The sequence below is a fragment of the Aeromonas sp. FDAARGOS 1416 genome (assembly GCF_019048085.1).
In the GTDB taxonomy this organism is placed as follows: Bacteria; Pseudomonadota; Gammaproteobacteria; order Enterobacterales; family Aeromonadaceae; genus Aeromonas; species Aeromonas veronii.
The window spans coordinates 1,233,416-1,256,487 of sequence record NZ_CP077301.1; the positions used below are offsets into that span (position 1 = coordinate 1,233,416).

General features: G+C 58.4%; 14 protein-coding genes. 11 read left to right on the forward strand and 3 right to left on the reverse strand.

The window, feature by feature from the left end:
- Window positions 1–40 precede the first annotated feature (40 nt).
- From I6L46_RS05520 to I6L46_RS05535, 4 genes are read left to right on the forward strand one after another with little or no spacing between them, the layout of a single operon-like run.
- The gene (locus I6L46_RS05520) at window positions 41–1,360 is read left to right on the forward strand and encodes a lipopolysaccharide biosynthesis protein (protein ID WP_043819779.1); all 1,320 of its coding nucleotides are present in this window, start codon (window positions 41–43) and stop codon (window positions 1,358–1,360) included.
- Entirely contained in the window at window positions 1,348–2,754 is a 1,407-nt protein-coding gene (locus I6L46_RS05525) for an O-antigen ligase family protein (RefSeq protein WP_216977579.1), read from the forward strand. Before I6L46_RS05520 ends, I6L46_RS05525 begins: the two co-directional genes overlap by 13 nt.
- Window positions 2,751–4,022, forward strand: coding sequence for a glycosyltransferase family 4 protein (locus tag I6L46_RS05530; RefSeq protein WP_216977580.1), 1,272 nt, complete (start codon window positions 2,751–2,753; stop codon window positions 4,020–4,022). The genes I6L46_RS05525 and I6L46_RS05530 overlap by 4 nt, the downstream gene beginning before the upstream one ends.
- A 12-nt stretch (window positions 4,023–4,034) precedes the next feature.
- Entirely contained in the window at window positions 4,035–5,171 is a 1,137-nt protein-coding gene (locus I6L46_RS05535; protein ID WP_216977581.1) for a glycosyltransferase family 4 protein, read from the forward strand.
- Between the two features lie 44 nt (window positions 5,172–5,215).
- On the opposite strand, the gene I6L46_RS05540 is transcribed toward I6L46_RS05535, so the two are convergent.
- From I6L46_RS05540 to I6L46_RS05550, 3 genes are all read right to left on the reverse strand, one after another.
- Entirely contained in the window at window positions 5,216–6,262 is a 1,047-nt protein-coding gene (locus tag I6L46_RS05540; protein ID WP_216977582.1) for a diguanylate cyclase, read from the reverse strand.
- Between the two features lie 302 nt (window positions 6,263–6,564).
- Window positions 6,565–9,477 (reverse strand): HD domain-containing phosphohydrolase, encoded by a 2,913-nt coding sequence (locus tag I6L46_RS05545; protein ID WP_216977583.1) that lies wholly within the window; start codon window positions 9,475–9,477, stop codon window positions 6,565–6,567.
- Window positions 9,478–9,716: 239 nt separating this feature from the next.
- The gene (locus I6L46_RS05550; RefSeq protein ID WP_216977584.1) at window positions 9,717–11,333 is read right to left on the reverse strand and encodes a response regulator; all 1,617 of its coding nucleotides are present in this window, start codon (window positions 11,331–11,333) and stop codon (window positions 9,717–9,719) included.
- Window positions 11,334–11,880: 547 nt separating this feature from the next.
- On the opposite strand from I6L46_RS05550, the gene I6L46_RS05555 reads away from it, so the two are divergent.
- From I6L46_RS05555 to hybE, 7 genes are all read left to right on the forward strand, one after another.
- Window positions 11,881–15,915, forward strand: coding sequence for an ATP-binding protein (locus I6L46_RS05555; RefSeq protein WP_216977585.1), 4,035 nt, complete (start codon window positions 11,881–11,883; stop codon window positions 15,913–15,915).
- Window positions 15,916–16,868: 953 nt separating this feature from the next.
- Window positions 16,869–18,002: a hydrogenase 2 small subunit gene (gene hybO, locus I6L46_RS05560; RefSeq protein WP_047435203.1), complete on the forward strand. Its 1,134-nt coding sequence runs from the start codon at window positions 16,869–16,871 to the stop codon at window positions 18,000–18,002.
- 2 nt (window positions 18,003–18,004) lie between these two features.
- A complete protein-coding gene (hybA, locus tag I6L46_RS05565) occupies window positions 18,005–19,051 on the forward strand; it encodes a hydrogenase 2 operon protein HybA (protein ID WP_216977586.1) in 1,047 nt (348 codons plus the stop codon).
- On the forward strand, window positions 19,044–20,231 hold the full coding sequence (gene hybB, locus I6L46_RS05570; protein WP_005351459.1) for a Ni/Fe-hydrogenase cytochrome b subunit: 1,188 nt from the start codon (window positions 19,044–19,046) through the stop codon (window positions 20,229–20,231). The genes hybA and hybB overlap by 8 nt, the downstream gene beginning before the upstream one ends.
- Window positions 20,228–21,931, forward strand: coding sequence for a hydrogenase 2 large subunit (gene hybC / locus I6L46_RS05575; RefSeq protein WP_216977587.1), 1,704 nt, complete (start codon window positions 20,228–20,230; stop codon window positions 21,929–21,931). Before hybB ends, hybC begins: the two co-directional genes overlap by 4 nt.
- Window positions 21,931–22,461 carry a HyaD/HybD family hydrogenase maturation endopeptidase gene (locus tag I6L46_RS05580; RefSeq protein WP_216977588.1) on the forward strand — a complete coding sequence of 177 codons (531 nt, stop codon included), beginning with the start codon at window positions 21,931–21,933 and terminating at the stop codon, window positions 22,459–22,461. The genes hybC and I6L46_RS05580 overlap by 1 nt, the downstream gene beginning before the upstream one ends.
- Window positions 22,443–22,985 (forward strand): hydrogenase-2 assembly chaperone, encoded by a 543-nt coding sequence (gene hybE, locus I6L46_RS05585; RefSeq protein WP_216977589.1) that lies wholly within the window; start codon window positions 22,443–22,445, stop codon window positions 22,983–22,985. The genes I6L46_RS05580 and hybE overlap by 19 nt, the downstream gene beginning before the upstream one ends.
- Window positions 22,986–23,072 lie beyond the last annotated feature (87 nt).

The following is a 23,072-nucleotide window of genomic DNA, read 5'->3' on the forward strand; positions in this document are numbered from 1 at the left end:
CTGACCTGGAGCAGGATGCTTCGGGTGGCTGGGAGGCCCTATGAAACTTGGTGTGAACCAGATTGCCATGCTCTATTACGCCGGCGGCTTGCTCCTGATGAAAGGGATCTCCCTGCTGATGTTGCCGGTGTTGACCCATCAGCTGCTGCCTCGTGAATACGGCCAGCTGGAGGTGCTGCTGACCCTCATCAATCTGGGTTCCCTTATTTTGGGCTTCGGGCTGGTGGATGCCCTCTACCGCTTTGCCGGACTGGCGAAAGATGAGCAGGAGCGCCAGCAGGTGGTAGCCCGCATGTTTGGTCTGGTCTGGCTGATCGCTCTGGCCAGTCTGGTGCTGCTCTGGCTGCTGGCACCTGTGGTGCAAGCCTGGCTGCCGGTGGAAACCCGCCTTGCGGATGTGCGCTGGGTGCTTTGCGCCCTGCCGTTTGAAGGGGTGATCGGCGTGCCACTGGCATGGCTGCGGATGCGCAATCAGGCGCGGCTCTTTTTCGTGGCGACCGCAGGCAAGGCGGTGATCCAGTCGGTGCTGACCGGCTGGTGGCTCTGGCTCGGTTGGGGCGTGAGCGGGGTGCTGGCCTCCGGCACCCTGACCTGTGTTGCACTGGCGCTGCTGCTGAGCCTCTGGCAGTGGCGAGATAGCGGGATCCGCTTTGACTGGCAGCACTATCGACCGCTGCTGCGCTATGGATTGCCCCTGGTGGTGAGCGGGCTGGCAGGCTTTGCCCTGAGCGGACTGGATCGCTGGTTGCTGGCCGATGTGGTGGGGGAGGCGCTGCTCGCTTACTACGCGGTGGCGGGAAAGCTGGCGCTGGCGGTGGGGTTGTTGCTGCAACCCTTTGCCCTCTGGTGGTATCCCCGCCGTTTCATGCTGCTGCGCGAGCCGGATGGACTGCGACTCAATGCCCACTACAGCGTGATGGGGTCGGTGCTGGGGTTTGTCACCGCGGGGATTGTCGGGCTTACCGCCCCCTTGCTTATTCGCTGGCTGACCCCGGAGAGCTATCACGGGGCGATCGCCTATATTCCGCTGCTGGTGCTGGGTATGGCGGTGCGCAATGTTTCGGACTTGCTCAATGTCGGCTGCTTTAGCGGCGAGAAGAGCAATGCCCAGATGGTGATCAATCTGGGCTGCAGCGCCCTTGGGGTAGCAGGCTTTCTGCTCGCCATCCCCCCCTTCGGGGTCGCCGGGGTGATCTGGACCCTGCTGCTGGTCTATCTGGTGCGGGCGCTGGCCTTTTATCTGGTGAGCCAGCGGTTGCTGCCGCTGCCGTATCGCCTCTCGACCCTCTGGGCCAGTTCGCTCGGGGCGCTGGCGATGGTCTGGCTCGGCCAATGGTGGGCAGGATCATGGCTCGTCTAACGCCAGCCATCTGGGCAAGCGCCATCTGTCTGGTGCTGGCACTGTTCTGGTGGCGGCTGCCCCATCCCTTGCTGCTGCCGGTGCTCGGCCTTGCCATTCCCGCCATCTGGTTTGCCCTGCGCTGGCACTTCTTGATGGTGCTGGGGTTTGTCACTTTCTCCTTCTTTCGGCTGCATGAGGTGTTCCCCCAGCTCTATCCCCTCAAGATCCCGCTGCTCTTCTCGCTGGCCGCCATCGGTGCGCTGGTCTGGCACATTTTGCTGACCGGTCGGATCAAGCCCTACTGGAGTCCAGCGCTGAGCTGGCTGACGGCCTTCTTTGTGATGGTCTCCATCGGTGTGCTGTTTGCCAGCAACCGGGGCGAGGCGATCGCCACCTGGACCGGCAGCTACAGCAAGATCTATCTGATGACCCTGGCCACCGCTTGGCTGGTGCGCACTCCGGGGGATTTTGCGCTGGCGGTGCGTACCTTCGTGGTAGCGGGCTGTCTGGTGGCGCTGGTGGCCCTCTACAACAAGGCGAGCGGGATCGGGCTGGTGGAGGGGACCCGGGTGACCATAGGGCGCGAGCTGGGCTCGGTGCTGGGGGATCCCAACGATCTGGCGCTGGTGCTGCTCTTTCCTGCCGGCTTTTCATTGAGCTTGCTGCTCAATCAGGGCAATGGGGTGGGGGGGCGTTTGCTGGGGGGGCTTGGCTTTGCGCTGACCGCCGCCGCCATTATCGCCACCCAGAGCCGCGGTGGTCTGCTGGGTATCTGCGCCGTTGGTGGCCTGTTTGCCTGGCAGCGGGTGAAGTCGAAAACCCTGTTGATCTCGATGGGGATGGTCGCGCTGGTGGTGCTGTTTGCCGCCGCCGGGATCAGCGACCGGGCATCTGGCGGCGCAGCCGAGAGCGGGGTCGATGCCTCGGCCATGGGGCGGATCTACGCCTGGCAAGCGGCCTGGGGCATGGCGTTGGGCCATCCGCTGGTGGGGGTGGGCTTGTCCAATTTCTATTACAACTACTTCTTCTACAGCCCCCATTGGGATGGACTCAATCATGCGGTGCACTCCACCTGGTTCGGGGTGCTGGCTGAAACCGGTTTTGTCGGGCTGGCGCTGTTTATCGGCATGGTGACGGTGACCCTGCGCAGTTGCTGGCGTTGCCAGCTTGCTGGCATGCCTCCTGCAGTGATCACGGCGATGCAGGGGGTGATGGCCAGCATGGTGGGGTTTGTGATTTCGGGATCCTTCCTGACCCAGGGGTTTACCTGGCCCATCTATCTGGAGTTGGCGCTGGCCGTCGCCGCCATCAAGTACGTGCAGCAGGCGGTCACAGAGGTGAAGGCCACCGCTGAGGAGCATCAGGAGGCAACCCGGTTGCCGGCAGTGCCACCAAAGGGAGCAAGAGGATGAACGCAACCCCTGTTTTGCTGGTTCACTACGGAGAGGACTGGATCCGCGGTAGCGAACGCTGCCTGCTGGATCTGCTGGCCCACCTCGATCGCAGCCGGTTTACGCCCCTGCTCTGGTGCAATAGCCCGGCTCTGGCGGCAGAGGCGACCACCCTCGGGGTAGAAACCATGGTCGAGCCGTTCAGCCTGCTGCTGGGATGGCAGGCGCCACGTTTTGATCTTGCGGCCCATCGGCGCCTCTCCCGGCGAGCCAGAGAGCTCATCACCGAGCGGCAGATTGGGCTGGTGCATGCAAACAGCGCGGCCCCTTGTCAGTGGCTGGTTGGGGTCTGTCGAGTGTTGCAGGTACCGCTGGTGTGCCACCTCCATGCCCGTTACCAGCCAAGAGACAGATTCAGCCTACGGGTTCATCAGGCAAGCGTGCTGATCGGGGTGAGCGAGCCGGTGTTGACCGGTTGGCGCCAGGATGGCTGCGCGGCCGATCGGTTGATCCGGGTACCCAACGGGGTCGATGCCGCTCGCCTGAATGGTGGTGCTCACTGGCCGGTCGTCGGCATGCTGGGCTTGCCCCCGGGGGATATGATCATCGCAACCGTCGGCTCATTGATCAAACGCAAGGGGATTGATCTGCTGATCCGCTCGCTGGCTGCCCTGATGGCATCGGGGGAAGAGGCTCAGTTGCTGATCATTGGCAGCGGCCCGGAGCGGGAAGCATTGATGGCGTTGGCTGTCGAGCTCGGGGTGGCTGAGCGTGTCCACTTTCTCGGCGAGCGGCCGGACAGCGGGGCTATCTTGCGGGGCGGGGTGGATCTGCTTGTCTCCGGAGCCCGTGAGGAGGTGTTTGGTCTGACGTTGGCGGAGGCGGGCATGTTGGGGCTCCCGGTTAGTGCCTATCGGGTGGGCGGCATCCCTGAAGTAGTGGAGGAGGGGGTGACCGGTTTGCTGGCAACCCCGGGGGATTGGGCCGAGATGGCTGATCACTGGCGGCAATTGAGCAATCCGCAGCGCCGATGTGAAATGGGGCGGGCCGCTCAGTTGCGTGCCGCACAGTTGTTCACGGTGGCGCGTTACGTTGACGGGGTCACTGCGGTGTGGGACGCCGCGCTGGCTGGTCGTTGGCACGCCACGGCCCCCACCCCCTTCCGACCACTCATTCATTGGGCGGGGCAACGACTCCTTGCCAGAGGTCGCAATATGTTGGCGAGTGGGATGGCAAGAGTGGCGCAAAAAGTGCAACTGGGGTTTGGCCGCCGCAAGGTGCCAGAGTAAGGGAGCAGCAAGATGAGCATGCAAACTGAGCCGGTGTTCGGAAAGATCATCGTTGTGGATCCCATCCCGTTTCGCGGGGGCTCCAAGGTTGCGACCGAAGTGCTGCTCGATGAGTTGGCCAAACGGATGCCCGGGCTCACATGCCATGTGTTGACCCAGGATCCCGACTCCTGGCGACGTTGTCAGCATCATCCTCTTTGGCTGCCCCACATATTGAAGGGGCGGGAGTCCGGCATCGGCTATCTGCTCAAACAGGGGTGGCAAACCCTGCTGATCCTCTGGCTGGTGTTGCGTCTGGGGCAGGTGAAGTGCCTGGTAGCTGCGTCCGGGCCAGGGGTGGATCTCTGCTGTTACTGGGCGGCCCGCTGGTTGCGGTGCCGGGTGGTTCAGCTGATCCATGGTCCAGTGGGGTGCTCGGGGCTCTCTGCCAGAGCCTTGCAACGGGCGAGTTTTGTGTTTTATCTCGAATCGACCCGCAGCTCCCTGGCGGCGCTGCTGGCCCGGCTTGGCGAGACCGAGTTCCCGTCACACTGGCAGCCATTTACCAATGGTTTGAGCGAGATTGATTGGCCCAAAGCGACCTTGGGGGGGCCCCGTATTTTGTGGGCGGCTTCGTTGCTGCGCTGGAAGGGACTGGAGACCATGCTGGCCGCCCATCAACTGATCCCTGATGCTCGCCCCGAGCTGATGGTGTGCTATCTGCAGCCCAAGGGCACGCTGCAACCCTGCAGCCAGCCTCAGCCACAGTTGCCAGACACGCACTGGTATGCCAACCCCGCCAATCTTGACGAGATCCGATCTCAATGCGGCATTTTTGTCTCCACCAGTCACCAGGAACCGTTTGGCCTCTCCATTCTGGAGGCCATGGCGGCAGGATTATGCGTGGTGATCCCGGCCGATGGCGCCTGGTGGGACCGACACCTCACCGATGACGTGAATTGCCGCAAATATCAGCCAAACGATCCCGGCGAGCTGGCGCGGGTGCTGGCCAGCCTCAATGCCATGCCCGACGTGATCAAGCGACTTGGCCATCATGCCCGCCTGCATGCCATGGCCCATTACAACGCGGCGGATACCTATCAAAGCACACTGGATCAGTGGGAAGGTATGTTGCGATGGGATGCGTTGAGCCTTGCCGTGCATGGTTAGCGTGCAGTGGTTCCCCACGGGTAGGATGGTCACGCATGAGGGACTTATGGGCAGACTGGTTGCGGGAGGCTGGGTGACTCCGCCACTCTGATACAGTTACGGCCGGATGATTTGGCGGTGTAGAGCGCAGCATCAGCCAGTTTGACCAGTTCAGATGGCTGCCAGCGACTCGATGGTCTGAGGCAGGCAACACCCATGCTAACGGTCACCAGACCGGTGGCATTTTGTGCGTGTGGCTGCGCGAGTGCAAAAATCAGTCGCTGGATATGTTGGGCAATTTCATAGGCGGATTGACGCTCGACATGTGGCAACAGGATGACAAATTCCTCTCCCCCGTAGCGGGCCACCAACTCCCCCGAGCGGCGCCCGGATTGCGCCAGGGTATGGGCCAGCAATCGAAGGCACTCGTCACCGGCAACGTGGCCATAGAGGTCATTGAACTGCTTGAAATGATCGATGTCGAGCATGATGAGCGCAATCGGCATCTCTGTCTGAATACAGCGCTCCCAGGCCTGGTTCAATGAGTTGTCGAACAGACGACGGTTGCCGATGTTGGTGAGCCCGTCGGTATTGCTGAGCGCTTCCAGTTTCCGGTTCGCTTCCGCCAGCTCCTTGGTTCTGAGCTCGATAATGAGCTCCAGCTCATGTTGGCGCTCCTCCAGACTGGTCATCGGGTAAATTTCGCTTTCCCGAGCAGCACTGTAAGGGATGGAGATACTGCTGTGAGCAATTTTCCACGCCATGGCTTCGTGTCGAAAAATCAGCACCAACCTGGCGGTTCTGCGGGAGAGGATAGGTTCTGATTTCGGTAGATGGATATGGAAGAAGGCGGTGACAGCCACCACATCAGCGGCCAGATCTTGCAGGGTTACATCGAGTATTTCCAGGCGGATCCTGCCCGGGATCTGGGCAAAATCGCGGCGGGTTATCCGGATCCACTCATCTTTATCGGTAACCAGAACATCACTGCTGCCGGCAAAACCGCTGAAATTGTCGCTAAACCGCGTGGTGAGCCGATCATCCCGTGATGAATACAGCTCGATGTACTCATCAAACAGTGAGCGGATCAACAGTTCCCGTTCAGTGGTCATTGCACTGGTTCCATGTGAAGTAGTCACGTTTTTCAAACGTTCGATTGAACTATAGTCAATTATGTCATTTTAATTGGCTATCTATTTTGATTTTTCTCGTTTTTTTGTTCGATTACCGTTATTGGCAAGTGTCCGTAAGGTCAGTCAGAACAAGGTACCATGGAGAGGATTAGCATGGCTGTCCGGTGCATATCCTCCTCATCTCTATTACGCATCGGGGTGACCACCGGTAACAAGACGGCGGGTCTGCATGCAGATCCCCAGACTGCAGGCATCAGGTAACCCAGAGTACCTCGCGGCGATCAATGGCTGGCGAGATAGGGGCTGATATCCACCTCGTCAATGAGCTCCGGGCTCATGTAACGCTTGGCATAGCGCAGGTAGACGCCAGAGCGGAGAAAGAGCGCAAACAGCTCGGGGTCGATATGGTGATCCTGTTGCATGAATCCCATGATGCGGATGGCCTCCGAAAGAGATTTGGCTTTCTTGTAGGGGCGATCGCCGGCGGTCAGCGCCTCGAAGATATCGGCGATGGCCATCATCCGGGCAGGGATGCTCATCTCGTCCCGTTTCAGCCGCTTGGGATAACCAGTGCCATCCATCTTCTCATGGTGTCCCCCTGCGATTTCCGGCACCTGTTTCAGGTTGGCGGGGAAGGGGAGTTTTTCGAGCATGATGATGGTCTGGATCATGTGCTCGTTGATCTTGTAGCGCTCCTCATCTGTGAGGGTGCCCCGGCGGATGGCGAGGTTGTAGAGCTCGCCGCGGTTATAGAGGTATTCAGGGGTGTTGACCTGAAATCCCCAAGGGTTGTCAGGGGCAAGGCGGTCGCGGTTGCTGCGGGTGAAGAGGTGATCTGGGCGATCGGCCAACAAGGGTTCGGTGACCGGCAGCGGTGACTCCGCGGCCCGCTGTTTGCGCGCCAGCTCATCCTGAGAGATGCCAATCCGATCGGAGAGAGTGCGCTGCCAGGTGCGGCCCGCGATCTGCTGCAGCCTTGCAATATCCTCTGTGGCCATAAATTCGCCCCCTTCGTTGCAACGGGCGATAAAGGCAAACTCCTCATCCAGCTGTTGCCACTGCTGTTGCAGCGTGGCCTGTAACGTGGCCTCATCATCCCCATGGAGACGTGCCTGCCAGTAGGCAATCTCGGCATCCCGTTTCAGCACTTCAAAACGCATCCTGACCTCGTGAATGCGATCGCACAGGGTTTCCAGCTTGGTGGCCTTGTCGACCACAAACTCCGGTGTGGTGACTTTGCCGCAATCGTGCAGCCAAGCCGCGATATGTATTGCTTCCCACTGTTTTTCATCGAGCGAGAAGTGTTGGAAGGGGCCCTCCTTGGCCTCACATGCCGCTTCTGCCAGCATCTTGGTCAGTTCGGGGACTCGTTGACAGTGGCCACCGGTATAGGGGCTCTTGGCATCGATGGCCCCTGCGATGAGCTGGATAAAGGCTTCCAGCAGATTGCGCTGCTCCTCCAGCAGTCGCTGGGTGGTGAGTGCCACGGCGGCGGTGGAAGAGAGCGCGTTGACAAATGCCATCCGCTGCGGGGTCAGTGACTTCTTCCGTTCATCGATCAGAAACACCAGGGTGCCGAGCAGTTGGCCATCACGGTTTTTCAGGGCAATCGGCCAGAAGGTCAGTGGTGTGTCGCTCTCCTCGATGTAGGGAAACAGGATCTGCAATTCGCTGGTGACCAACGCAACGGGTTCCAGTTCTACTCCTTGCAAGCTCTGGAACAGTGGATGTTTTGGCTGATTGAGGGTTCCGATACTGTGGATCGGCGTTTGCTCCTGCACCTCGCCATTCCAGCACAACCCTGCCAGATCCAGCGTCTTGTTGCCGCTATCGGAGAGGTAGAGCATGCAGCCTGTTGCACCGGTCAGTTGCTGCATTTCGGTGAGCAGCCGCACCAGCAAGCGGGGGAAACTGGTCTCGCTGGAGAGGGAGGTGGAAAGCTGCAAAAAGCGCTGGATGGTCGATTTCATGTCGCCCATGGCCTGGGAGAGATCGATGATTTCAGCAATATAGGAGTTGACTCGGATCGGATCGTTGAAGTCGAAGTGGGCGATTTTTCCTGCTTCTTGAGTCAGGTCATCAAGGGGCCTGGCGGCGGTTCTGGCCAGCTTGATGGCCGCGAACAGGGCAAAGATCAGGAAGATGCCCGACAGAAGGAAGGTCTGATTGCGAATGGTGAAGGCGGTGGCCAGCAACTCATCGACAGGTGCTGCAATCCAGAGGGTTAATTTTGACCCATCGGCTTCCGGTAACGTGATACGCATTCCTTGCCAATCATTGCCCTCTGATTTAAAGGAAAGACTATCTGCCTTCTGATTCTGACTGGCATTCATCAAGTGTTGGATCATAGGCAGGTCGGCTTCGGTCACTCTTGCAAGTCGATAAGCGCCATTTTCATGAATCACCATCCCACCTTTATGACTTGTCATTAGCTCGCCCTGCTCATTGACGATGGCTAGACGCATATTGGGGGTTATCTTGGCAGATTTGAGCAGGCGCTCGATAGCTCGGAGGTTCAGGCTCATCCCTATGACGCCAGCCCCATTTTGCATTGGTTCGGCAAAACTCAGGTACATCTCCTGAGTATCGTGCGAGATATAGAGAGGGGATTGCACTAACTGTCCACTCTGCTTGGCCTGAATAAACCATGGATGCTCTATTGGATCAAAAAATTGTCCTGATTCCTCTTGCCGTTCAATGATGGTGAGATTGTCGGCCAGCGCGAAGGTCTCCGTAAGAGTGGTTGCCTCTTGATGCCGGATGCTCTTCACGATCCAGCGGGTATTGGCGGGCGGCGTTAGGTGTTGTACCTCGGTGTCGGCAGGCCAGCGCATGAGCCAGAATAGATCGCCGTTGTTGTAACCGGCATACACCGCGTTGGCAGAAGGTTGTCCTTTGAGCAGGGTTGTCATGTAGGGAAGGCTGGCCATTCGCTCTGACAGGGTCTTGGCTTCGGTCAGGCGCTGTTGGGCGAGCAGATTGACGCTTAAAGCTGAGGTGCTGAACAGCCCTTCTAAAGCCTGAGTGGTGATTTGGCCAATCAGGGTGAATCTGTCTTCCGCCTCTTTCATCAGCATGGTTTTGGTTTGCCGATATTGGTGACCAAGAGTGATCAAGGCAAACACCAGCAATAAACCCAGAAACAGATGGGCAATATGAACATACAAGGGGATAACGCGGCGAATGAGACTCATGTTATCTCCTTAAATGGATGGGTTTGTTGAGTGGGGTATAAATGAGATAACCCAACAGGATAATAGGTAGCTTCATGGTGTTCGCCCTTGCTGCTTGCATTAAAGAGACCCCGTTGCGTAAACCACCAGATGACGATAAATCGAAAGGGGTGATAAATCCTTTTTTTTATTCACCCATCGCAGTAGCCAAAAATGATCCACGGCGATGTTACCGCAGAATTCTGTGATCGTGATTCTTTTCACTCTGGATACGGATTGAAACCCTCTTTTTGCGGGAAGTGCGCCGAGATATTCAGCAGCCTGGTTTCTTCATCCAGCGACACAGTAACGGTGGCGCCATGGGCTTCCAGCATGATTTTGCCATGATAGCCATTGTGACTGTGTGCTTCTTTGTTGTTATTAGAGGATGGGAATCTGTCGAACAGAGAGAGGACATTGTTGATATCCAGCAAGGTCGAGCTATCAATATTTAAAATAATGCTGTCGGGGTATTTCAGACAGACAATTTCCACGCAGGAGGAGGGCGCCGCATGCTCACAAGCGAGCCGTGTCAATATTTGAAACGCGGAATAACAGAGAAATTCGTCACCTGCGATGAATAGCTCGTCATAGAGGTAATTTTGGGGTTTGGTCAGCTTGATATCGAGCTTTTTATCGGCATAGAGATTTTTGAATTGCACCGAAAGCCGGTTGAAAATATTAAATAGCTGGACTTTACCCGCTTTCAAAACAAAGGTGCCGGTTTCAATCTGGTAAATCTCGCTGGCCAGCCGGGTCAATGCCAGCGCATCGCCTACAGATTTTCTGGTGATGGATAGCTGGGTTTTTTGGAGCATGTTGAGCGATGAGTCGGCCGCCAGCTCTTCCAGCAGGTGTAGCGCGTTGAGCAGGGGCTCCCGAATTTCATAGCGGATATTGAACTCGAGGCTCTCTTTGAGCGCATTGAGCTCAAGCATCTGATCGAACTCTTTTTGCAGATCTCTTCTGGCATGCACCAGCCGCATCAGATTGGCAATGCGAAAACGCAGCATCTCGATGTCGATCGGCTTGGTGATAAAATCGACGGCCCCCAGTTTCATCGCCCGTTTACGGGAATAGATATCATCCAGTGCTGTCATAAAGACGATGGGGATGTGCTCTGAGTGGGGATGTTCACGCAAAATTCTGGCGACATCGAATCCGTTCAGGTTGGGCATCATGATATCGAGCAGCACCAGATCGGGTGGATTATCCGATTGGCAGATCCTGATCGCTTTTTCGCCATCCTTGACCAACTTGAGATGAAACTCTTTGCGAAATACCGAGGTGATCAGCATCAAATTATCTGGAACATCGTCAACCACCAGAATGGTTGGACTATCCTGATTGCTGGCGACCAGATCGCTGTTGGAAAAATGGTGCAAACGACCGAATTCAAATTGTGAAAGTGGGGGCTGCGACTGGCTGGTTGCCAACAGCAGCCGAGTGATCCTGGTTTTAAGGGTATCGGGCTTGAGCGGGGTCAAGATAATGTCAGAGACTTTCGCCTGGACAAATTGTTCGAGCAATGGGCGATCTGTCCCTGAGGTCAGGGTCAAAAATGGCAGTGTGTGATGAGGTGCCCTACTGCGAATATTTTTCAGCAGCGTGAGCAAGTTTGCCGAATCGAGATCGATATTGCAGATGATCATGGCGGCAGGGCCATCAGCCACGCAACATTCAAGCGCCTCGACACTCTCCACCACCGTAATCTGGCTTATGCCAATGGCTCGTAACTGATTGCATAGCGCATCGCTGTGCACATTATCTTTTTCCAGTACCAGCGTGGGCCCGGAAATTATTTTTGCTATGTCCATATGGCTATCTGATGTGCCCATCTGTCGCTGTATCCTGCCAGCTCATTTTGAGCATGATAATATAGGGTGCATGACCCTGGTCAACCGATACCTCTGCTACCTTGCGCTGGAAATATAAATCTGCAAGCTGGCTCATCACCCAACGTGATAAAGATAGCAATCCGATATCATCATACCGTTGGTGCTGACCCATCTTCTGATGGTGTACAACCGCCATTACCCCATATCCACTTTTTTCTTGTATCCGATTTATCCCTTGTGAGTTGCTGGCTCCTGTCGGGTTGTGCGCACATTTCAACCGGGTTGTCATGGCTGCCTGTCGGGGGATCCGTTATGGTGTGAGAGAGGTTGGCAGGGGTCGCCATCCTCCATCTTGGCAGGGAGAATCACGAGATATGGAACATCTTGCCCCGAGCGCGGCTCATCCTATGGTGCTGCTGGTTGGTGATAAGAGTGGCTGCCACAAGTTGATGAATGCGCTGCTCGGTGAGTGCCTTTTATTGCACGTTTTGTCCTGTGAGGTGGTGCTGATGATGGTCAGGCAGAACGATGGAGCATGCTGTCAACCATGAAATCGCGTCTCTGGCACATTACTGCCGTGCTGTTGCTCTCCCTGATGTTGGCCACGCTGGTCGATGCCTTCTATCTGGAGCTGGAGCGGCAGGAGTATCGCCAGTCGCTGGATACCCGCATTCAGCGCGAGGGCGACAATCTGCAGCAACTGACCCTCTCAAGCAAGGGGATGGGGGCGGTGCAACTGGCTGGCCGCCTCAACCGCGAGATCCAGCAAGCGTCACTGCTCGAGCGGGGGGAGCTGAGCCCGAGCGAAGCTCTGCAGGTGTTGGCGCAGGGGGTGAAGGCCAATCATGCCTTTGTTACCAATAAAGCAGGGGTGATTGTCCGTGATTGGGATGCGCTTGGCCGCCATGTCGTCGGGCAGGATGTGTCGTTTCGCTCCTACTTCAGGCAAGGGCTCAAGGGGCTGGAAACGGTAGATGCCGGGGTTAGCCTCAATACCGGCAAGCGGATGATCTATGTGGCGGCGCCAGTCTCTCACGATCGGGCGCAAGGAAGTGACATTACCGGTGTAGTGGTTGCGCGCTACGAGATGACGCTGCTCGATACCTTTCTGGCCGGGTGGGGCGATACCATCGGTTTGTTGGTCTCGCCCGATGGGGTGGTGATGGCCAGCAACAAGAGCGATTGGCAAATGGCGGTGGTGGGACCGAACTCTGCCGTCAGGCAACAGCAGCTCTTTGCTTCTCGACTCTATGGACACTATTTTGCACCGGACCGCCAGCCGGTGATCCTGCCTGCACTCGATGGCAGTGAGGTCAGGATCGGAAAAGATAGCTATCTGGTGAGCCGCATGCCCATCGAGTGGTACGATGCCAAAGGGCAGTGGACGCTGCTGCTGTTGGGCAATGTGGAGCAGGCCGTCTCAGGATGGCGGCGAGTAGCCTTGTTCGGGACCGCCCTGTTGATCTGTCTGATCTCTGCCCTGCTCTGGCAGGGGCGGATGTTGCGTCGCCGCAGCATTCGCGAGCGCAACGAGCAGTTAGCCTTCCAGCAGGCGTTGATCGATACCCTGCCACATCCTCTCTTCTATACCGACAATCAGGGTCGCCTGCTGGGGGTAAATCGTGCCTTTACCAGCGCATTTGGTGGCGCCCGCCCGGTCGAGGGCAAGCGGCTGGCTGAGTTGCCGCAACTGGCCGGGCTGGATGCGGTGGATGAGGGCAACACCTTGCAGAGGGTGGCGGGCAGTCAGGCCAGAACGCAGCATGAGGTGCGTCTGCTCTCACCGGATGGTTGTCCTCTGGACATGCTCTATTTTCTCTCGGGGATCGAACTTGCCGAGAGCGAGCGTAGCGGCGCGGTCGGCAGCCTGGTTGATATCACCCCGATCCGTGCCGCCGAGCAGGCCATGCGGGAGGCCCATGATCGGATTGCGGCAGATCGCCAGCGGCTGCACGAGAGCGAGCAGCGGATCCAGTCCATGGTGCGCAACGTACCGGGTATGGTCTATCGCTGCTTGCCTCATCATCCCTGGACCATGTTGTTCGTCAGCGACGAGGCGGAAAAATTAACCGGCTATCCCGCCAGCGATTTTGTCGGCGTAGGCAACAGCCGCGATTTTGGAGACTTGATCCATCCCGATGACCTCGAACTGAGCAACCGCAACACCATCGAGGCTATTGCCGAACATCGGCAATATATCAACGAGTACCGCATCTTCGATCGCTGGGGTCAGCTCCGCTGGGTCTACTCTATCGGACTCGCCACCTATGATGCCGAGGGTAAGGCCATCTATCTGGACGGGATCATCTTCGATTTCAGCGACCGCAAGCAGGCGGAGGCCGCCATGCTCGAAGCCCGGCAGATCGCCGAAGATGCCACCCGAACCAAGAGCGAATTTTTGGCCAACATGAGCCATGAGATCCGCACGCCAATGAATGCCATCATCGGCATGGCCCATCTGGTGCTGCAAACCAACCTCTCCCCCGAGCAGCACAACTATGTGAGCAAGATAGACAGAGCGGCGAACAACCTGCTTGGGATCCTCAACGACATCCTTGACTTCTCCAAGATGGAGGCAGGCAAGCTGCAACTGGAGAAGGTGGATTTCCAGCTCAACGAGGTGTTCGAGTGGCTGGCGGATCTTACGGCGTTTCGGGCGCGGGAAAAGGGGCTGGCGCTGCTGTTCGATCTGGCCGCTGATCTGCCTGACCGTTTGTGCGGCGATCCCCTGCGGCTTGGCCAGATCCTGCTCAACCTGACCAGCAATGCCATCAAGTTCACCGAGCAGGGAGAGGTGATTGTCCGGCTGGCACGCAGTAACGAGCGAGATGGCAAGATCTGGCTGCAGGGCAGTGTGCAGGATAGCGGTATCGGCATGACAGCCGAGCAGTGCCAGCGTCTCTTCCACTCCTTTGAACAGGCTGACAGCTCGACCACCCGCAAATATGGTGGCACCGGTCTTGGTTTGGCCATCACGCACAATCTGGTGCAACTGATGGACGGTGAGATCCGGGTGGAGAGCGCCCCGGGGCAGGGCAGCGAGTTCCACTTCCGTATCTGTCTCGCCACCCTGGCGGATCAGGGTAAGGAGAAAGAGCAACGTGTGGCCATGCCGCTGGCGCCGCAGCGTCTGCTGTTGCTGGAGTCGTGTCCTGCTTCGCGAGCGGCCATTCTCCACCAGCTGGCGGCGCTGCCTGTTGAGCTTGTCTGCGCGGACGAGCCCGCCGCAGTGCTGTCACTGCTGCATCAAGGCATCGCGGCGTGCAAGCCCTGTGATCGAGTTGTGCTGGGCTGGCTGGAGGGGGAGAGCTGGTTGTCAGAGGTGCTGCAGGAGGTTGCCACACTGGCAACACCGCCTGCGATCTTGCTGATCACCTCGGGCGATCCCGCACAGCTTGCCAGCCATGCCGCAGCGCCGGGGTTGTTGCCGTGTGATGTGCTTGCCCATCCGTTTACCCCGCAGGCACTTTGTCAGGCACTGTGTCAGGCGCCGTGGGGCGAGGCCGTGGGGCGAGAGGTGTTATCGGGTGCAAGCCCCCATCATCAGGTGGCGCTGCCCGGTCATGGACTGGCGGGTGCTCGTCTGCTGCTGGTGGATGATAACGACATGAACCGGGAGGTGGCGTTGGCCCTGCTGGGCAAGGAGCAGATCACGCTGGTCTGTGCCTGTGATGGGGCGCAGGCGCTCGCTCTGCTGGCGCAAGACCGCGGGTTTGACGGCATCCTGATGGATTGCCAGATGCCGGTGATGGACGGGTATACCGCGACCCGGTTGATCCGCGCCGATCCGGCGCTGGCCAGCATCCCCATTATCGCCATGACTGCCAGCACCATGGCTGGAGATAAAGAGAAGGCGCTGGCGGCAGGCATGAATGACCACATCGCCAAACCCTTGAATATGCCGCTGTTACTGGCGACCCTCTCGCACTGGATCAAGCCTGCCAGACCACTGGCTGCCGCCAGTAAGTTGCAGGTGACGGACGATGTGGCCCCTTGGCAAGAAATGCCCGGCCTTGACGTGCAGCGGGGCATGGCCGTGATGGGGGGCGACAGTGCACTCTACCGTAATATGTTGCAGCGCTTCTGTAACGGGCAGCAGGGGTTTGAAGCCAGTTTTCAATCGGCGTGGGTGTCGGATGACAAGGTCACGGCCCGGCGTCTGGCTCACACCCTCAAGGGAAGTGCCAGCACCATAGGGGCGACCGGTGTGGCGGATCAGGCGGCGCTGCTCGAGCAAGCCTGTGAAGAGGGGGATGATGCAGGGGTCGCAACCCGCTTGCCATCCCTGATGGCCGAGCTGAAGCCCCTGCTGTCTGGGCTGGAAGCCGCGCTGGCAGTGTCCCCTGTGAAGATGGGCGCTTCCCGAGGCATCGATGCCGGGATGCTGGCGGCGCAACTCCAGCAGTTGGGGGCCTTGCTGGCACAGAGCGATGCCCAGGCGTTGGCGCTTTGTCAGCAGATTGAGGCTGATCTGGCTGGCAGTGCATTGCCGCTGCGTGCTGCATTTCAAGAGGTGAGCCGGGCGGTCAACGAGTTCGAGTTCGATAAGGCGCTGCAGTTGCTGGCACCACTGCTTGGGTGATGGTTAACACCCTTATCGCTTGTCATGTTCATCGTCATCTCAACTCATTTTTTAGGGTTGCCATTGAACAAGAACAATTATCATCTATATCGATAGATATGGATATTTACGCTATGGTTAATTACGCAGGGTGACGTGAAGGTAAATGGTGTGAAGGTGGGCGGTAACATCTGTAACCGGATGAGCGAATGCATCGCGAGTTAAATATGATCACTATGTTGCGGGCAGCCTTCCACCTTGCCTTTTCTCTTACCATTAATTTGAATGCAGATTCACGATGATGCGTAAACATATCCGTGAGCACAATATTTTACTCACCAGCATCCAAGACAATAAAGAGTGGGGGGAGCGTATTGATATGCATACCTCGGCAGCATCTTTTCACTAAGCCGTGTTAAACGGCAGGGAGGCCAAGCGGGGTTGTACTGTGTGGGCTAGCAGGAGCAATCATCTCCCTGCAGCGCAGGCAAGATGCAAGCAGATATCAAGCGACAGTAGGTAAATCGTGCCTTGCAGGCCGTGTTTGCTACCGGTGGTAGCTGGCCATGAGACCCTTCTGGTGTGGGGAGGCAAGTCAGGAGGTTACCCGTAGATGACTGTATGAAATATGCAATGAGATGAGTAAAGATATATTCAATGGATCATTTATTGATGGGCATCAGTATTGTTAAATGAGCGGTATAGCCAAGATTTCAATCATGTTAATTTGGCTCACAGTGAAAGAGAGGATATGCAGTGATTAATTATTTAATATCCAATTAAGTTCATAAAATTTACGGGGATGCTAAATATCTCTTTGGGGGTAATTAATTTCATTTGTGATGTGGCTCGCTATGAAAATAGGGGTAAGCCGGTCGAAATTGATAGAGATCAATACTGCAGGGTGGGTGAGTCCTTAGCATTTCCGCTATTAAGCATTTATCAAACAAGTGCTCACTACGGGAATAAGAAGAATGGTCGAGGATAATTTTTTATCGGCTCATGGGATTAATCGCCGTGATTTTATGAAATTGTGTGCCGGGATGGCCGCAACCCTGGGATTAAGTCAGCATGCCGTCGCCAAGATGGCCACTGCGCTCACCAGCCCCGAACGGCCGCCGGTGATCTGGATTGGGGCGCAGGAGTGCACCGGTTGTACCGAATCGCTGCTGCGCGCCACGCACCCCACCATCGAGAACTTGATCCTCAACACCATTTCGCTGGAGTACCACGAGGTGCTCTCGGCGGCCTTTGGCCATCAGGCTGAAGAGAACAAGCACAACGCCATCAAGCGCTATAAAGGCAAGTATGTGCTGGTGGTGGATGGCTCCATTCCGCTCAAAGATGGTGGCGTCTACTGCATGGTGGCCGGTGAGCCCATCGTCGACCATATTCGCCGTGCTGCCAGTGACGCGGCTGCGGTCATCGCCATCGGCTCCTGCGCCGCCTGGGGCGGTGTGCCTGCCAGCGGCGGCAACCCGACCGGTGCCGTCAGTCTGGAAGAGGCCCTCGGCAATATCGGCACCCCCATCATCAATATTCCGGGATGCCCGCCCAATCCCCACAACTTCCTCACCACGGTTGCCTACTACATCACCTACGGCAAGCTGCCGGCACTGGATAGCAAGAAGCGTCCGCTGTTTGCCTATGAGCGGCTGATCCACGAGAACTGCGAGCGCCGTCCGCACTTCGATGCAGGGCGTTTTGCCAAGGAGTTTGGCGACGAGGGCCACCGTCAGGGCTGGTGCCTCTACCATCTGGGCTGCAAGGGGCCGGAGACCTACGGCAACTGCTCGACTCTGGAGTTCTGCGATGTGGGCGGCGGCATCTGGCCGGTCGGCATCGGTCACCCCTGTTATGGCTGCAACGAGCAAGGGGTCGGTTTTAGCAAGGGGATCTTCCAGCTCGCCAAGGTCGAGAACCCGACTCCGCGGGTGGATAAACCCGATGTGAAAATTCAGGAGGGGGGCTATACCTCGCCCACCGCGACTGGCCTGATCGGTGGCGCCCTCGGGGTGTTGGTGGGGGTGAGTCTGATGACGGTGCGTGAACTCGGTCGCCAGCAGAAGCGCCACGAAGCCGGGCAGCACCCATCACGGGAGGAGTAACCGTGAATAGACGCAACTTCCTCAAATTCGCCTCCGTCGGTGCGCTGGCGGCGGGCACAGCCGTACCCGGCACCGCACTGGCGGCGGCCAAGAACAAGCCGCCCATTCCCGGCGCACTCGGCATGCTCTACGACTCCACCCTCTGCGTCGGCTGTCAGGCCTGTGTGGCGGAGTGCCAGCGCCTTAACGGCAATCCGGCCAATCCAGCCGGGGCGCAAACCTGGTCCAACAACGACAAGCTGAGCCCCTACACCAACAACATCATTCAGGTGTGGAAGAGCGGCACTGGCGAGCACAAGGATCAGCTGGTGGATGGCTATGCCTACATCAAGAAGCAGTGCATGCACTGTGTCGATCCCAACTGCGTCTCTGTCTGTCCGGTGCAGGCTCTTAAAAAAGATCCCAAGACCGGCATCGTTCACTACGACCCGAGCGTCTGCACCGGCTGTCGTTACTGCATGGTGGGCTGCCCGTTCGATGTGCCCAAATATGACTACGACAATCCGCTGGGGGCGATCCACAAGTGCGAGCTCTGCAACCAGAAGGGGCTTGAGCGGATCGATCAGGGCAAGTTGCCCGGCTGTGTCGAGGTGTGCCCTACCGGCGCCGTGATCTTCGGCACCCGCGAGCAGCTGATGGCCGAGGCCAAGCGTCGTCTGCTGGCGACTCCGGGCAGCGAATATGCCTATCCGCGCCAGACCCTCTCTGCCAACGACCCCTACCTGCACGAAGTGCCCAACTACCAGCCTTACGTCTATGGCGAGAAGGAGGGGGGCGGCACCCAGGTGCTGGTGCTGGCCGGGGTGCCCTATACCAAGCTCGACATGCCCGACTTGCCGGAGCTCTCCTCCGGTGCTCGCTCCGAGCATATCCAGCACACCCTCTACAAGGGGATGGTGCTGCCCATGGTGGTGCTGACCGGCCTCTCGGTGCTCATTCGCCGCAACACCAAGAATGGTCACGAGCATCATCACGATGATGGCCATGATCAGGGAAGTGCGCAGATCAAGGATCAGGGCACTACAAAGGGAGGCAAGGATCATGAGTAATCACAAGGCACATCCCCTCGGCGGCAAGCTGGTCAGCTGGCCTGTGCTGGTGCTGGCCCCCTTTGCCGTGCTGTGCGGCATGTTGATCTTGAAACGCCTCGTCTTCGGGCTGGGCTCGGTCACCGATCTGAATGGCGGCTACCCCTGGGGGCTCTGGATCTCGTTCGATCTCTTGATCGGTACCGGTTTCGCCTGTGGCGGCTGGGCGCTGGCCTGGGCTGTCTATGTGTTCAACCGGGGCGAGTATCACCCGCTGGTGCGACCGGCCCTGTTGGCGAGCCTGTTTGGCTATTCGCTCGGTGGTCTCTCCATCACTATCGACGTGGGCCGTTACTGGAACCTGCCGTACTTCTACCTGCCCGGTCACTTCAATACCTCCTCGGTGCTGTTCGAGACGGCGGTCTGCATGACCATCTATATCGGGGTGATGGCGCTGGAGTTTGCGCCCGTGCTGCTGGAGAAGTTTGGCTGGAAGGCGTCGCTCATTCGCCTCAACAAGATCATGTTCTTCGTGCTGGCGCTGGGGGCTCTGCTGCCCACCATGCACCAATCCTCCATGGGATCCTTGATGATCGTCGCGGGGGAGAAGATCCATCCGCTCTGGCAAAGCTACGAGTTGCTGCCGGTCTTTTCGCTGCTGACCGCCTTCATCATGGGCTTCTCCATCGTGGTATTTGAGGGCTCTCTGGTGCAGGCGGGACTGGCGGGGCGGGGCCCCAATGAGAAGTCGCTCTTCTACAAGCTGACCCAGGTGATCGACATCTTCCTGATCCTGTTTGTGGCGCTGCGCTTTGCCGAGATCGTCATCCACGACAAGTCGGAGTATCTCTCCGAGTTCAATCGCTTCTCCATCATGTTCTGGAGCGAGATTGCGCTGATGATCTTCCCGCTGCTGGTGTTCCACTGGGACAAGAGCCGCCGGGATTCGCGCATGTTGTTCCTGGGGGCCCTCAGCATGCTGCTGGGCGCCGCCCTCTGGCGGCTGGATTACTCCCTGCTCGCCTTCAACCCCGGCAATGGCTACCACTACTTCCCCTCTGCGGAGGAGGTGCTGATCTCCCTGGGCTTTGTTGCCATCGAGGTGTGTGCCTATTTGCTGTTGATCCGGCTGCTGCCGGTACTGCCATCACTTGAACGTGTTCACCAAGATTATCAGGCCCGAGGGAAAGCCAACGTATGAGCCAACGTATCACCATAGACCCCATCACCCGCATTGAGGGGCACCTGCGTATCGACTGCGAAATCGAAGGCGGTAAAGTGACCAAAGCCTGGTCGTCCGGCACCATGTGGCGCGGGATGGAGGAGATCGTCAAGGGCAACGACCCGCGCGATGCCTGGATGATAGTGCAGCGCATCTGCGGGGTATGTACCTCCATTCACGCCATCGCCTCGGTGCGGGCGGTGGAGAACGCCATCGGTGCCAAGGTGCCGATCAACGCCCAGTTCATCCGCAACCTCATCATCGCGGCCCACAACATCCACGATCACATCGTCCACTTCTATCAGCTCTCCGCGCTGGACTGGGTGGACATCACCGCGGCCCTTGAGGCCAATCCGCAAAAAGCGGCGGACATGCTCAAGGGGGTATCAACCTGGTCCCTCAACAGTGCCGATGAACTGACCAAGGTGCAGGACAAAATCCGCGCGCTGGTGGCGAGCGGTCAGCTCGGCATCTTTGCCAACGGCTACTGGGGTCACAAGGAGATGAAGCTGAGCCCGGAGGTAAACCTCATCGCCGTGGCCCACTACCTGCAGGCACTGGAGTGCCAGCGCGATGCCAACCGCATTGTCGCCATCCTCGGTGGCAAGAGCCCGCACATCCAGAATCTGGCGGTGGGCGGCGTGGCCAACCCCATCAATCTGGATGCACCTAGCGTGCTCAATCTCGAGCGACTGCTCTATGTGAAGAGCTTTATCGACCGGCTTGGCGAGTTTATCGAGCAGGTCTACAAGGTGGATGCCGCCATCATCGCTGCTCACTACCCCGAGTGGCTGAGTCTGGGGCAGGGGGCCAAGCACTACCTGAGCGTGCCGGAGCTCCCCACCGATGCCAACGGTGGCAGCTTCCTGATGCCGGGCGGCTATATCGAGAATGGCAATCTGGCGGGTTATCGCCCCATCGAGAGTCATCAGGATAGCTGGCTGATGGAGGGCATCGCCGAGAGCAACAAGCACGCCTGGTACAAGGATGACGAGCCTCTCAAGCCGTGGGAGGGCAAGACCGAGCCCAACTACACCGGCTGGCAGGATGATGGCAAATACTCCTGGGTCAAATCCCCCACCTTCTACGGCAAGGTGGTGGAGGTGGGGCCGCTCGCAGACCTCTTGGTCAAGCTGGCCGCCAAACACCCGGAGACGGTGGCGCATTTCGATCAGCTGAACGGCATCTACAAGGCGCTCACCGGCTCTGCCATCAAGACCGAACAGCTGCACTCCACCATGGGTCGCATCATCGGTCGAGCGGTGCGCTGCTGCGTGCTGAAAGATACTCTGGCGCACCAGTGGAAGGCGCTGGTGGACAACATCGGCAAGGGGGACACCACCGCCTACATCAAGGCCGAGATCCCGGCGGACAAGGAGTTTCGCGGGGTGGGTTTTGAAGAGGCGCCGCGCGGCATGCTTTCCCACTGGATCGTCATCAAGGGCGGCAAGATCGAGAACTATCAGGCGGTGGTGCCGTCGACCTGGAACTCTGGCCCGCGCAACTTCAACGATGAACCCGGCCCCTACGAGCAATCGCTGGTGGGCACCCCGGTAGCCGATCCGGCCAAGCCGCTGGAAGTGGTGCGCACCATCCACTCGTTCGACCCCTGCATGTCCTGCGCTGTGCATGTGGTGGATACCCAAAATGGCGAAACGACCCAAGTGAAGGTGCTGTGATGAACACCCTGATCCTGGGCGTGGGCAACCTGCTCTTGAGTGATGAGGCCGTCGGCGTGCGCATCGTTGAGGGGCTGGGGCGCAACTACCGTTTCGCCCCCGGCATCGAGCTGCTCGATGGCGGTACCGCCGGTATGGAGCTGCTGGAGGCGATGGCCAGTCGCGATCACATCATTCTGGTGGATGCGGTGCGCAGCGGTAATCCGCCGGGCACAGTGGTGACCCTGAAAGATGAGGAGATCCCGACCCTGTTTGGCCGCAAGATCTCCCCCCATCAGCTGGGGCTGGCGGATGTGCTCTCGGCGTTGCATATGACGGGGGAGTCGCCCAAGCGGCTCACCCTGATCGGGGTCGAACCCGAATCCCTCGAACCGCGCATCGGCCTCACCCCCGTGGTTGCGGCCGCTATGGGGGAGGCGACGGATCGGATTTTGACCCTGCTGGCCAGTGTCGGTGCCCCTGCAATCCCGCTCTCTGAGCAGGAGAAAGCTGAACAAGCACGGGAGGGCCTATGGCGCAGTCCCATTTAAGCGAGGTTGATAGAGTGCTGGAGAGAGTGCTGGAGATAGTACCGGAGACAGCGCAGGAGTTTGCCGGTTTTGCCAGCAATCCCTCGCCTCTGCTGGTAGCCCAGTACGAGCGGATCGCTCGCGAAGAGATGCAGGCGTTGCCCTTCTATCACGCCACCATGCCCATTGTGGCGGAGTGCGTGCTGTTTGAAGGACAGTGGCTCGGCTGCGTGCTCACCCCTTGGATGTTGAGCGTGGTGGTGCTGCCGGGGCCGGATCAGCTTTGGCCGGTACGCAGCAACAGCGATCGGCTCGCCCTGCAGCTCCCTTGCGGCAACATGACCTTTATGGTGGGTGAACTGCCCGAGACGGGACAGTTGCTAGCCTGCTCTCTGATGTCGCCGCTCGATCCCCATCTCGGGGCCGGGGAGGGGCGAGCGCTGGTGAGCAGCACCCTCAAGATGCTGCTCTCCTTGCCGGTGCAGCAAGGGGCTGGCGGCGTGGATCTGGGGCGCAGACGGCTATTCGGTGCCCGGCGCGGTTAACCGGCATAGTCGCTAGGTTTCACGCGAAATCAAGTTTAGAATAGGGGGCCATTTTGGCCCCTCACTCCCATGTTAAATCACGCATTC

Bases quoted from the DNA above. Each gene is read 5' to 3' on its own strand.
- I6L46_RS05545 (WP_216977583.1), bottom strand. From the start codon at position 9,477: ATGAGTCTCATTCGCCGCGTTATCCCCTTGTATGTTCATATTGCCCAT.
- hybO (WP_047435203.1), top strand. From the start codon at position 16,869: ATGGTCGAGGATAATTTTTTATCGGCTCATGGGATTAATCGCCGTGAT.
- hybB (WP_005351459.1), top strand. From the start codon at position 19,044: ATGAGTAATCACAAGGCACATCCCCTCGGCGGCAAGCTGGTCAGCTGG.
- hybC (WP_216977587.1), top strand. From the start codon at position 20,228: ATGAGCCAACGTATCACCATAGACCCCATCACCCGCATTGAGGGGCAC.
- I6L46_RS05580 (WP_216977588.1), top strand. From the start codon at position 21,931: ATGAACACCCTGATCCTGGGCGTGGGCAACCTGCTCTTGAGTGATGAG.
- I6L46_RS05525 (WP_216977579.1), top strand. From the start codon at position 1,348: ATGGCTCGTCTAACGCCAGCCATCTGGGCAAGCGCCATCTGTCTGGTG.
- I6L46_RS05530 (WP_216977580.1), top strand. From the start codon at position 2,751: ATGAACGCAACCCCTGTTTTGCTGGTTCACTACGGAGAGGACTGGATC.
- I6L46_RS05550 (WP_216977584.1), bottom strand. From the start codon at position 11,333: ATGGGCACATCAGATAGCCATATGGACATAGCAAAAATAATTTCCGGG.
- I6L46_RS05535 (WP_216977581.1), top strand. From the start codon at position 4,035: ATGAGCATGCAAACTGAGCCGGTGTTCGGAAAGATCATCGTTGTGGAT.
- hybE (WP_216977589.1), top strand. From the start codon at position 22,443: ATGGCGCAGTCCCATTTAAGCGAGGTTGATAGAGTGCTGGAGAGAGTG.
- I6L46_RS05540 (WP_216977582.1), bottom strand. From the start codon at position 6,262: ATGACCACTGAACGGGAACTGTTGATCCGCTCACTGTTTGATGAGTAC.
- I6L46_RS05520 (WP_043819779.1), top strand. From the start codon at position 41: ATGAAACTTGGTGTGAACCAGATTGCCATGCTCTATTACGCCGGCGGC.
- I6L46_RS05555 (WP_216977585.1), top strand. From the start codon at position 11,881: ATGAAATCGCGTCTCTGGCACATTACTGCCGTGCTGTTGCTCTCCCTG.